The organism is Enterobacter sp. HSTU-ASh6 (assembly GCF_026319105.1).
Classification (GTDB): Bacteria; Pseudomonadota; Gammaproteobacteria; order Enterobacterales; family Enterobacteriaceae; genus Enterobacter; species Enterobacter sichuanensis.
On the sequence record NZ_WSPD01000008.1, the window covers coordinates 124,394 to 136,368 of the forward strand.

13 protein-coding genes are annotated in these 11,975 nt (G+C 54.6%); 4 read left to right on the top strand and 9 right to left on the bottom strand.

From position 1 onward, the window contains the following. Positions 1-2 precede the first annotated feature (2 nt). Positions 3-461 carry a dUTP diphosphatase gene (gene dut, locus GM298_RS12010; RefSeq protein ID WP_008502691.1) on the bottom strand — a complete coding sequence of 153 codons (459 nt, stop codon included), beginning with the start codon at positions 459-461 and terminating at the stop codon, positions 3-5. Further along, positions 439-1,650, bottom strand: coding sequence for a bifunctional phosphopantothenoylcysteine decarboxylase/phosphopantothenate--cysteine ligase CoaBC (gene coaBC / locus GM298_RS12015; RefSeq protein WP_126800986.1), 1,212 nt, complete (start codon positions 1,648-1,650; stop codon positions 439-441). The genes dut and coaBC overlap by 23 nt, the downstream gene beginning before the upstream one ends. Positions 1,651-1,821: 171 nt before the next feature. Between coaBC and radC the strand changes: the two genes are divergently transcribed. The 4 genes from radC to mutM all read left to right on the top strand — a co-directional run bounded on the left by radC (position 1,822) and on the right by mutM (position 4,017). Then, positions 1,822-2,490, top strand: a complete 669-nt coding sequence (radC, locus tag GM298_RS12020; protein ID WP_045286232.1) for a RadC family protein — start codon at positions 1,822-1,824, stop codon at positions 2,488-2,490. A 218-nt stretch (positions 2,491-2,708) separates the two neighbouring features. Then, a complete protein-coding gene (gene rpmB / locus GM298_RS12025; protein WP_002436699.1) occupies positions 2,709-2,945 on the top strand; it encodes a 50S ribosomal protein L28 in 237 nt (78 codons plus the stop codon). Positions 2,946-2,967: 22 nt separating this feature from the next. Beyond that, positions 2,968-3,135, top strand: coding sequence for a 50S ribosomal protein L33 (gene rpmG / locus GM298_RS12030; protein WP_003024094.1), 168 nt, complete (start codon positions 2,968-2,970; stop codon positions 3,133-3,135). 72 nt (positions 3,136-3,207) lie between these two features. Next, positions 3,208-4,017 carry a bifunctional DNA-formamidopyrimidine glycosylase/DNA-(apurinic or apyrimidinic site) lyase gene (gene mutM, locus GM298_RS12035; protein WP_023309890.1) on the top strand — a complete coding sequence of 270 codons (810 nt, stop codon included), beginning with the start codon at positions 3,208-3,210 and terminating at the stop codon, positions 4,015-4,017. Positions 4,018-4,019: 2 nt separating this feature from the next. On the opposite strand, the gene coaD is transcribed toward mutM, so the two are convergent. The 7 genes from coaD to GM298_RS12070 form a co-directional block, all read right to left on the bottom strand. Further along, positions 4,020-4,499: a pantetheine-phosphate adenylyltransferase gene (gene coaD, locus GM298_RS12040; protein ID WP_045286233.1), complete on the bottom strand. Its 480-nt coding sequence runs from the start codon at positions 4,497-4,499 to the stop codon at positions 4,020-4,022. 3 nt (positions 4,500-4,502) lie between these two features. Then, on the bottom strand, positions 4,503-5,273 hold the full coding sequence (locus tag GM298_RS12045; protein ID WP_266154159.1) for a glycosyltransferase family 2 protein: 771 nt from the start codon (positions 5,271-5,273) through the stop codon (positions 4,503-4,505). Further along, positions 5,273-6,547, bottom strand: a complete 1,275-nt coding sequence (waaA, locus tag GM298_RS12050; RefSeq protein WP_025758451.1) for a lipid IV(A) 3-deoxy-D-manno-octulosonic acid transferase — start codon at positions 6,545-6,547, stop codon at positions 5,273-5,275. The genes GM298_RS12045 and waaA overlap by 1 nt, the downstream gene beginning before the upstream one ends. 157 nt (positions 6,548-6,704) lie before the next feature. Then, positions 6,705-8,339 (bottom strand): sulfatase-like hydrolase/transferase, encoded by a 1,635-nt coding sequence (locus tag GM298_RS12055; RefSeq protein WP_262747860.1) that lies wholly within the window; start codon positions 8,337-8,339, stop codon positions 6,705-6,707. Positions 8,340-8,357: 18 nt separating this feature from the next. After that, on the bottom strand, positions 8,358-9,329 hold the full coding sequence (locus tag GM298_RS12060; RefSeq protein WP_094918678.1) for a glycosyltransferase: 972 nt from the start codon (positions 9,327-9,329) through the stop codon (positions 8,358-8,360). Between the two features lie 8 nt (positions 9,330-9,337). Further along, a complete protein-coding gene (locus GM298_RS12065; RefSeq protein ID WP_266154160.1) occupies positions 9,338-10,321 on the bottom strand; it encodes a glycosyltransferase in 984 nt (327 codons plus the stop codon). A 145-nt stretch (positions 10,322-10,466) separates the two neighbouring features. Beyond that, the gene (locus tag GM298_RS12070) at positions 10,467-11,837 is read right to left on the bottom strand and encodes an O-antigen ligase family protein (protein WP_208283804.1); all 1,371 of its coding nucleotides are present in this window, start codon (positions 11,835-11,837) and stop codon (positions 10,467-10,469) included. Positions 11,838-11,975 lie beyond the last annotated feature (138 nt).

Below are 11,975 nucleotides of genomic sequence, written 5' to 3' on the forward strand. Positions count from 1 at the left end.
GGTTATTTGCGCCCGGAATGGCCGAAGCCGCCTTCGCCACGGTCGGTGGCATCAAAGTCTGCCACCAGGTTAAATTCTGCCTGTACCACCGGTACAAAGACCATTTGCGCAATACGCTCACCCGGTTCAATGGTGAAACTGTCCTGACCACGGTTCCAGACGGAGACCATCAGTTGACCCTGGTAATCGGAGTCAATCAGGCCCACCAGGTTACCCAGCACGACGCCATGCTTATGGCCGAGGCCAGAACGCGGCAGGATCACCGCCGCCAGAGACGGGTCAGCAATGTGAATGGCCAGGCCAGTCGGCACCAGGGTGGTGGCACCCGGCGCCAGTTCTACGGCGTCATCGAGACAGGCGCGCAGGTCAAGTCCGGCAGAGCCGGAGGTGGCATAGGTTGGCAGCGGGAATTGCTCGCCAACACGCGGGTCCAGAATCTTAACGTCGATTTTTTTCATCATAACGGGTAACGATCTCGTCGAGTAATTGTTGGCCCAGGAGTTCCTTGCGCTCAAGCGGTAAGACTTTATCTCCATCCTGCCAGAAAAGGTGCAGTGCGTTGCTATCGCTGTTAAATCCTTGTGTGGCCAGCGATACGTCGTTCGCGCAAATCAAATCGAGGTTTTTGCGGGTACGTTTTTGCCGGGCATATTCTTCCACATTATTTGTTTCTGCGGCAAACCCAACAACGTAAGGACGGTGGCTTTTTAATGCGGCGACACCGGCAACGATGTCCGGGTTTTTCACCATTTTTAGTGTTAATTCATCACCTTGCTTTTTAATTTTCGCCTCGGCGATGGTCTCGGCGCGGTAATCTGCGACGGCCGCACAGCCGATAAATATTTGCTGGCTTTGCGCATGCGCCTGCACGGCGGCTTCCATCTCCAGCGCGGTGGTGACGTCAATTCGCGTGACAAACGCAGGCGTAGGCAGCGACACCGGGCCACTCACCAGCGTCACGTTCGCGCCGCGTTTTGCTGCCGCGGCCGCAATCGCAAAGCCCATTTTGCCGGAGCTGTGGTTGGTGATATAGCGCACGGGATCCAGCGGCTCACGCGTTGGACCTGCGGTAATCATGATGTTGAGATGTTGCAGATCGTTGACAGGCGAAAAATGCGCGGCGGCCATATCGACAATGGTTAGCGGGTCAAGCATACGCCCTGGGCCAACGTCACCACAGGCCTGGCTGCCGCTGTCCGGCCCCCAGATCAGCAGGCCGCGCGAGGCCAGCGTCTCCAGATTATGCTGAGTCGCCGCGTTGCGGTACATCTGCTGGTTCATGGCAGGCACAACGGCAACAGGCGCAGGTGTGGCCAGACAAATGGTGGAGACCAGGTCGTTTGCCATACCAGCGGCCACCCGGGCGATTAAATCCGCGGTGGCGGGGGCAAGGATAACCAGGTCAGCCCATTTCCCCAGCTCAATATGGCCCATCGCGGCTTCAGCGGCCGGATCAAGCAGACTGTCTGATACCGGATATCCTGAAACCGCCTGCAGGCTCAGTGGAGTGATAAAGGCTTTACCGCCTTCGGTTATCGCGACCCGCACATCGGCCCCGCGCTCGCGCAGACGACGCACCAGCTCTGGCGCTTTATAGGCAGCAATACCGCCGCTCACGCCAAGAACGATTTTTTTACCGGCCAGGCTCATCATGATTCTTTCCTGTTGGGTTTCACCAGAGAGCGGGCATTTTATCACAATCCCTAAAACCGGGTGATGTTGTCCTTCGGGCTCTTTGCGAGGCGCTACGCAAGAACGCAACGTGGCCGTCGAGCGGCTGGCTGGCCTGTGGCAGCATGAGGTTAAAAAAGGAGAAAGAGCATGGAAGACGAGGATGAGCAGCTGCTGCCGCGCGAAAAGCTGCTGCGCAATGGCGTCACACTGTTAAAAGACGATGAACTGCTGGCGCTCTTTTTACGTACCGGCACGCCAGGAAAAAACGTCTTTACGCTGGCAAAAGAGCTGATCGCGCATTTTGGTTCACTGTATGGGCTGTTGACCGCCGATCTGGCGCAGTTTAAGCACGTCGAGGGGATCGGCGTGGCGAAATATGCCCAGTTACGGGGCATTGCCGAACTTGCTCGCCGTTTTCACAATGTTCGCATTGAGAAGGAAGAGCCGATCCTGACCCCCGTGATGACGCGCGAATTTCTGCAAAGCCAGTTAACGGATGCCGAACGTGAGATCTTTATGGTGATCTTTCTCGACAACAGAAACCGGGTGCTGAAACATAGCTGTCTCTTTGCGGGCACATTAAGCCATGTTGAGGTGCATCCGCGTGAAATTGTGCGGGAAGCGATAAAAGTGAATGCAGCGGGCGTGATCCTCGCGCATAATCACCCCTCTGGCTGTGCACAACCAAGCAGAGCTGACAAAGAGATCACCGAACGCATTATCAAATGCTGTCAATTCATGGACATTCGTGTGCTGGACCATCTGATAATTGGCCGCGGAGAGTACATTTCTTTTGCAGAACATGGCTGGATTTAGGCTATTTCTCGCGATCCATCGGGATCTTTGTCTGTTCGGGACTTGAGCACACCGCCGAGTCAGCGTATACTACGCCACCTTTGAGAATCTCGGGTTTGGCATTTGGGCCTGGCAATCGAGAGTTCACTTAGAACTATGCGATGACCGGGCTGTAAAGCCTGACGAGGCGCCGATACCCCATACGAAGCTCGAGCTAATTTGATTTTTGGAGAATAGACATGTCCCGAGTCTGCCAAGTTACTGGCAAGCGTCCGGTGACCGGTAACAACCGTTCCCACGCACTGAACGCGACTAAACGCCGTTTCCTGCCGAACCTGCACTCTCACCGTTTCTGGGTTGAGAGCGAGAAGCGTTTTGTCACCCTGCGCGTATCTGCTAAAGGTATGCGTGTAATCGATAAGAAAGGCATCGATACAGTTCTGTCTGAACTGCGTGCCCGTGGCGAAAAGTACTAAGTACTTAAAGAGGAAATAAATCATGGCTAAAGGTATTCGCGAGAAAATCAAGCTGGTTTCTTCTGCTGGTACAGGTCACTTCTACACCACCACGAAGAACAAACGTACTAAGCCGGAAAAACTGGAACTGAAAAAATTCGATCCAGTTGTACGCCAGCACGTACTGTACAAAGAAGCTAAAATCAAATAATTTTAGCTTTCTTGTATCGAAAAACCCCGCAACTGCGGGGTTTTTTGCATTCTGCATCTCAACGGAGGAACCATGCCTGAATTACCTGAGGTAGAGACCAGCCGCCGCGGCATTGAGCCCCATCTGGTCGGAGCGACGATTCTTCACGCCGTTGTCCGTAATGGACGATTGCGCTGGCCGGTGTCCGATGAGATCCATGCCCTGAGCGATAAACCCGTCCTGAGCGTGCAGCGCCGGGCGAAATATCTGCTGCTGGAACTGCCCGACGGCTGGATTATTATCCATCTGGGAATGTCCGGCAGCCTGCGCATTCTTACCGAAGAACTGCCTGCGGAAAAGCACGACCACGTCGACCTGGTGATGAGCAACGGTAAAGTGCTCCGTTATACCGACCCACGACGCTTTGGCGCGTGGCTGTGGACCAAAGAGCTGGAAGGGCATAACGTGCTCGCGCATCTGGGGCCAGAGCCGCTCTCAGACGCGTTTAACGCGGAATACCTGAAAGCGAAGTGCGCGAAGAAGAAAAGCCCGATTAAGCCCTGGCTGATGGATAACAAACTGGTGGTCGGCGTGGGGAATATCTATGCCAGCGAATCACTGTTTGCCGCCGGGATCCATCCCGATCGGCTGGCCTCTTCCCTCTCCGCTCAGGAGTGTGAACTGCTGGTCAGAGTGATTAAAGCGGTACTGCTGCGCTCGATTGAACAGGGCGGAACAACCCTGAAGGACTTCCTGCAAAGTGATGGCAAGCCGGGCTATTTTGCCCAGGAGCTGCAGGTGTATGGCCGTAAAGGTGAACCCTGCAGAGTCTGCGGCACGCCGGTGATTGCCACGAAGCACGCCCAGCGCGCCACGTTCTACTGTCGTCAATGCCAGAAATAGCGCTACTTTAGCTTTGCCATCAATGCCTGGTGGACGTTATCCGGCAGGAAATGGGTGACATCGCCGTGATGACGCGCCACCTCTTTTACCAGCGTGGAAGAGATAAACGACCACTCTTTGGAGGGCATCAGGAATACGCTCTCCAGCTCCGGCATCAGATGGCGGTTCATGTGCGCCAGCTGCATCTCATACTCGAAGTCTGCCACCGCACGCAGACCGCGGATAAGAATGTTTGCCTGCTGAGCGCGGGCGAAGTTCGCCATCAGATCGCTAAACCCGACCACTTCAACATTCGGCAGGTGCGAAATGGCATCGGTAGCCAGCTGCACGCGCTCGTTCAAATCAAACATCGGTTTTTTGCTGGGGCTGGCGGCAATCGCCAGAATCACCTTATCGAACATGCACGCCGCACGGGTGATGATATCAAGATGACCGTTAGTGATCGGATCGAAGGTACCCGGATAAATCGCTTTTGTGCTCATGGCTCACGTTTTCTCAGAGTAGCCGCGGCAGAGCGCCCACAGCTCGGTGTATTTGTTGAAAGTATACTGTGCATTCACCACCGCCAGTAACCACCCCTGTTTACCGTCCAGTATGCCGCCACGCAGCAATAGCGTCTTCAGAAACGCCCCCAGCGTGTGGGTAAAGATTCCGGTCAGCGTGGTCTTTTTACCGCGCTGGTGACGCTCCTGCGCCCATGCGGTGGCGTAGTTAAGCTGTTTACGCTGGAAGCTGGCGAAATCCCGACAGGTCAGGTGCAGCAGGTCGCCCGTCAGGGGGATCACCTGCGCGCTACCACAGTCCAGAGATTCATGGACCAGGTTGTCGTTGTACTGGTAACGTTCGCGCTCGTAGAGGCGCATCACACGGTCTGGATACCAGCCGCTGTGGCGCATAAACCGGCCGAGGAAGTAGTTGCGGCGGGCAATGCTGTATACCGCGCCAGGCTGAGGCGAGGCAAGCACCGCCTGAATGGCCTGCTGAAGTTCTGGCGTGACGCGCTCGTCAGTATCGAGCATCAGGACATAATCGCCCGTGGCGTATCCCTGCGCGCGCTGGCGCTGGATGCCATAGCCTTGCCAGTCCGTGTCGATAAAAACCCTGGCGCCCGCTGTCCGGGCAACGTCTACCGTGTTGTCCGTGCTGCCGGAATCGAGCACGACAATTTCGTCAGCCCAGGCAACGGAAGCCAGGCAGTCCGGAAGCAGGTCGGTGGCGTTTTTGGCGATCATCACGACCGACAGACGCGTTGACATTAGTGGCTCCGCTGAGGCAGATAAGGTTGCAGAAGTTGCAGCAGACGGGTGAGTGCGCCCTGGTTCTGATGCAGCACTTCGACGGCATGGCGACCGTACCACAGGCGGTAATCTTCGTCAGTCAGAAGGGTCGAGACCTCTTTGACCACGGAGTCCGCATCGGTCACGGTGATTAAACCCTCGGCCTGCTGCAATTTTGCGCAGATATCTTTGAAGTTAAACGTGTGCGGCCCCATCAGCACCGGAATGGCATGCGCTGCCGGCTCCAGCGGGTTATGGCCGCCGCGCGCCACCAGGCTGCCGCCGACAAAGGCCAGATCGGCAATGCCGTAGAGCAGCATCAGCTCGCCCATCGTATCGCCAATCACCACCTGGGTACTGCCGGAAGGGATCTCACCGCTGCTGCGCAGGGTGTAGCTGAAACCGCCTTTCTGCACCATTTCGCGGGCATCTTTAAAACGTTCGGGATGGCGTGGAACGAGGATTAGCAGTAAATCGGGGAATTTTTCCAGCAGCTGACGGTGAGCCTGCAGGATAATGGCCTCTTCGCCATCATGGGTGCTGGTTGCAATCCAGACCTGACGACGCGGCGCCCACTGGCGACGCAGGGTGATTGCACGAGCAGCAAGTTCAGGGGTAACAGAAATATCAAACTTCAGGCTGCCCGTTACCGCGAGCTGGTTGCGTTTGAGCCCCAGAGAGACAAAGCGGGCGGCGTCTTCTTCGTTTTGCGCGGCAATCAGCGTAATTTTACCGAGCAGGCGACGCATAAATTTACCCAGCTTGCCGTAGCCTTTCGCCGAGCGCTCTGACAGGCGCGCGTTGGCAATCACCAGCGGAATTTTACGGGCATGCAGAGCGGAAATCATGTTCGGCCACAGTTCGGTTTCCATCACGATCACCAGTTTCGGGCGAACGGTATTCAGGAAACGATTCATGGCGCAGGGCAGATCGTAAGGGAGATAGACGTGATGAACGTCTTTGCCAAAAGCGGATAACGCGCGCTCCGAGCCGGTCGGCGTCATCGTCGTGACGGTGATCGGCAACGACGGATAGCGGTGACGCAGGGCGCGCACCAGCGGGATCGCCGCCAGCGTTTCACCGACAGAAACGGAATGCAGCAAAATACCGTCCGGTGCGACTTTATTGCGGCAGAAGCCATAGCGCTCAGCCCAGCGTTTACGATACGCAGGCGCTTTACGGCTACGAAGCAACAGTCTCAGCCACACCAGCGGCTGAATGATGTAGAGCAGAGCGGTATACAACAATTCCAAGCGATTATCCGTTTTTTTTAGTTTCGGCGGGCAAATTCTAAGCATTTGGGCCGTCTAAAGCTATCTCTTTGGTGTTTTTAGGCATCCATTTGCCTGCGTTACGTTCATTCGCAGATAAAAAAACGGGCAATCGCTTGCCCGTTTATGATGCTTCAGATTAACGCTCCGCTTCGGGAAGCGCATTCAGATGGTAGGTTACGCGCTCCGACAGGCCGCGGATATCACCGCCGGTGATGAAGAAGCTGTCATCTTTTTGGTTAGGGTTGCTGACGTCATAACCCAGCATCTTGTTGATAAGCGTCGCCACCTGGTAATGGTTCAGCGGCATTTGCGGGCTGATGCTCTTCATGGCGTACTCCGGATCGTTACTGAAGTACAGGAACGGTACCTGAGCAATCGGCATTTCCACCACGGAGTGACCGAACAAACCGTTATCGCCCACGCGTTCGCCGTGGTCAGAGGTGATAAATACCAGGACCGGCAGTCTGGATTTCGCCATGGCCAAACGAATAGCGGATGCCAGTTCTTTATCGTACAGACGAACGGCGTCGTCATACTCATTTTTCTTCTGCGCCACATCATCACTCAGACGCGGCGTAGAGAACTTCGCGAAGCCCTGAGGGATGTTACGCTCGTACGGGATATGCGGCGCACGGCTGTTGAGGACCATCAGGAACGGCTTGTTCCAGTCCAGCGTGGCCTTTTCCACGGATGGCGTCAGGACAACGTCAGCACCGACATCTGGCGCCGGACGGATCTGCGTATCTTCCCATAAATCGATGTCATGGATGCCAATCCAGTTACTGAGACCTTCCAGCCCCTGAGCGGAGATAAAGGCGGTCTGATAACCCTGTTTCTTCGCGTTGGCAAAGATATTGGTGGATTTAGATTTATAGGCCCCGTAGTTATCCGGTTCACGCAGGTTGTTCACCAGCATTGGAATGGCCACACGCGTGGACACCGCGTTGGAGACAATCAGCCGGCCTGTACCCTGATACTGCTGCAGCAGCGCTTTCAGCTCTGGCGTGGTATCTCGCTCGTAGCCCAGGGCGCTGACGTGGTGCGGGTTAAGGCTCTCACCAATCGCCAGAATAATGGAGTATTTACCGGCGTGCGTTCCCGCAACAGGGGTGACCTGGTAAGGGTCGTAATGGGTCAGATTCTGGTTTTCACCCGACATCGCTTCCGGGATCAGGCGAATAGCGCTGAAGCTCATCGCGGACAGGCCGTTACGCAGCAGGGAGTGGCGCAGGTCTGGGTTGAATTTGTACATCTGCCCGTCGACCGCTTTGTAGAACTGGCCGACAAACATCACGACGATGGCAAGCAGGCAAGGAAGCGCAATCCATTTGTGCCAAAGTGGCGCCAGACGACGCGCAAAGACCAGCGCAAAGACGATGGCCACAATCATGATGGCGAAGTAGATGCCCAGTGAACCCAGACTGTCTGTGATCCCGCTGGCAATGTCTTTCGTTTCCACGAACGCCAGCCAGACTTCACTTGGGCCATAGAACTGACCGTAGAACTGGTAGTACACCGCTTCCGAAATCTGCACGATAAACGTGACGGCCAGCAGCAGGCGAGTCAGGAAGAAACGCGCACTGGCAGCAGCCAGCAGAGAGATGATCAGATACAGTGAGATATCACCGGATTTCGGCTGATAGACATGATCTTTCAGCAGAATGATGATTTCTGAGAGCGAGAACAGCAGCAGGAATGCCAGCGTCAACCCCAGGGTACGCAACAGATTACTGCGTGGGGTGAACGAAGAGGATGAAGTTGTTTTAAACATGGAAGGACTCTATTCCGATCAGAACTTTTTAGTCAGCGGGCGAATGGCTTTACCAAAGCCAAAGCGCAGTGCGCGAACCACCGTAGGGCGATTGTGCAATCCTTTACGCCAGATATCCTCAAACAGGGCGTACCAGCGTGCAGCGACCGCTTCGCGGGAATAGACCTGGAGACGTTTTTCACCCTGCTCGCGCATCTGACGATACAGTTCAGGGGAGTTTTTCAGCCGCATAATGGCATCGAAGGCTTCATCAGGGGTTTTGGCGATCAGGTAGTCCAGCTCACTCTCGCGGATTGCACGATAAGAGGGCTCGTCGTCGCAAACCATCACTGTTTTGCCCAGCCAGTTGTTAATGAGCTTACTGGCAGGCTTACGCGCCAGTTTGTGGTCGTGTGATTTGCGAAAGCTGATGCACACGTCCACGTCCTGGTAGTTGGTCCAGTTATCGAACGAGATGCGGAGCTCAATACCTTGTTCGGCAAGGCGTTGCTTAAAATTCCCTTCGCGGTATTCGTCCGGGAAACTGTCCACACGGCCAAAGAACGCGACGGTTTTGATGGTCTCGTCGGTGCGCTCACGGGGTTTCACGCCCGGCTGTGGCCAGTAGGGAACGAAGATACGGTTGTTATGGTTATCCACTTCCGGGTTCTGGTCGACGACAACATCGGCGCCAATGACGGGAGGACGGTCCGCACGTGCGACCACGGTGAAGCCACGCCATGGCTTCACGCGAGAGCCAAAGTCGTCGTTATGCATCAGGTTAATGGCATCGGGCCTGCATTCAGAGCCAAACGAACACTCGATTGCGTCACCATAATAGTGCTTCAGCGCCAGTGTGGTCTGGAACGTCCAGCCACCGCGGCCGCCACAATAAAATCGCTCCGGAATATCGTCAGGATTGACATGGTTATCCAGAAGGGTCTGGAAATCTGCGTAGTTTTTAGCGATGAAATCCGCGCGGGAGACCGCGTGTAATTTAAGTTTGCTCATAATTTCCGTTAGCCAAGAATTTTTTTAAGACGGAAGTAGCGACGTCCCAGACGCCACCGTTGGCGGAGGCCGCGCGCATTTTGCCAGATCAGGGTCCAGATACCGCGGTCGAAAAGCTCACGGGTGATCTCGCGTTTTTTGGCCATATCGTCAATGTTGTTAATGCTGTGCAGGATCCCCAGACCCTCTTTGGCGATTTGCCAGTGGCAGGCCGGCACGCGTTTCACCTGTTCCGGATAGCGCTTATTGATAGCGTCCAGCATCTCCAGAATCTTCATATAGTGGCGCGAGGAACGCATACGCGTATCGTCCGTGCCTGGGGTATGGGAAACGGAAGCGGAGTGGATCAGGTAATCGTAATAGACCTCATCAATATACTGCACGCGTCTGGCGGTGAGCAGCACTTCCGTCGTCCAGGGAATATCCTGATGACGCAGGCCGTGTTCAAAGCGAAAACCCTGCTCTTTAATAAAGGAGTGTCGATAGATATTCAGCCATGTCACGTGCAGGAACTTGCGGGATTCGAGCGCCATCTGCAGCCAGGTCGGGCCGTCCAACACGCCGGTTGACGCGAGTTTATCTGAAGGGAAGATCTTCTTCGACGGGCGTCCGTCATCATAAATATAGGTGCCGTTGCAGGTCGCGACGTCCAGTTGCCCGGCAAGCGCAATTTCCAGCAAACGCGGATACATCCCCGGGTAGATGACATCATCAATATCCGGAAACGCGACGTAATCGCCCGTTGCCATGGCGAGACCGGTATTACGGGCCGCGGAGACACCGCCATTAGGCTGGTCAATAACCTTAAAAAGACTGAATTCACTGGCGTAGCGGGCGATGATATCTGCAGAACCGTCAGTTGATCCGTCATTAACAATAATAAGTTCCAGACCTGGCAGATTCTGTTTCTTAATGCTTTCAAAAAAAGCGCTCAGGAAATTTTCGCCATTATAGACGGCGACAACGAGGCTTAATTGAGGCGTTCCAGACATGCTTACTCCGTAATGTCATGCGGTGAGATGCGGCCGACGAGCTTTACAGTAACGTACAATGGCTTTTCGACAGCCGGCAGGCAAAAGAGTTCTGATGGATACCTATGCGCCGGCATTTATGACCCCCGGCGCAAGGTACACGCGATCAGGTGGTTGTTTCTGTCTGTTTAGCGGGGCGTAATGCGCACATCCCAACCAGCAACCCGGTTAACAGCATATATTGCTCCAGGTAGTGATCTTTCAGATTGTGGTCGACCATGGTTCGCGAGAAGAAGCCAACCGTAAACAGCAGCAGGAACATCCCCACCATCGCGTTACCATGGCGGAACTCACGCCAGCCGATATACCAGCAGCCTGCCAGTAAAATCAGCCAGCCCGCGATGCCCGCAACGCCGTTCTGAATACCAAACTCAATCAGGCCATAGTGGCTGTGCGGGATATTAATGCGATTGTCCTGCGTGTCGCGACGCAATACGTAGCGGAAGGCCTCTTTGCGCGGTCCCATTCCCGCAGGATGCTCACCCACCAGTTTCCAGCCCTGATGGAAGAAGCTGGCGCGGCACCCGTTGGAGTGGTTCATTGGTCGGCCCAGATCGTTCCTCGGTACCGTCCCGTTAGTTTTGTTGTAGCAAAAGCTGGTGAAAGGCGCGTTCCAGCCTGTTACCGCATCATCTTCCAGGCTTTGCCAGCGCGGATCGGTTTTCCAGGAGGCATAGCCCAGAAGCGCGGAAACGATAATGATGCCCAGAAGGATACCACCAGTGAGCACCACGCGACTGCGACGCATACTGTGCAGGCTGAGCAGAATGAAGGTGGAGAACAGGCTGCCGACCAGGCCGATCGTTCCCCAGCGGGTATCAACTAACGCAGTGCAGACAAGGTTACACAGCAGCATAAAGGCGAGGAACGGTGTCTTCAGGCGTAAGAAACGCTGATGCAGCAGACCGCGCGCAAGCAGTTCGGCAAGCAGGAAACCGGTGATCATATTGACCTGGAAGCTCATGCGCGTGCGGTTATAAACAATCCGCGTTTCGCCCCAGTGGATCACGCCGTCTCGCCAGTAAAGCCAGGCGGTATCAAGCAGGTGAATACAGACGACGCCCCAGAAAAAAAGGACGACGAGAGTAAAGAAACGGGCAGCCGATAAAGAGGGGAAGCGCTCCTGAATCACCGGTAATAACACCAGCCCCGCACAGAAAAGTAATACCGGACGTAACCACTGACCATCCCAGGTCGATACCATTTCTTTAATATCTGGCGCGACAAAAAAGCCGTTAATCAGGATAAAGAAGGTTAAGGCCCACAGCACAATAAGCACGAACTTAATTTTGTTTAAGTCCAGCGCTTTTCTCGCCACGGAAGAGCTAAAGAAAAGACCGAGCGCCACCACAATATTAGGATAAATCAGACCGTTACGATGAAAAGGGAGCTGATCGTTTGGGATTGGCCAGATAAAACATAAAGCCAGTACAGACAGGACTAAAAGACCTGTCAGGATGTTACGAGTATTTGTCATAATTTTGGTACTGGTAAAGGATCTCGGCGTTAATACCGGTTAGTTAACAATGCCATGCGCAAATTCCACTGATTTCGAATGGAATAAAAGCCTGAGAAAATTACCACATAAGCCATAACTACAGAAGGACAATGTTTG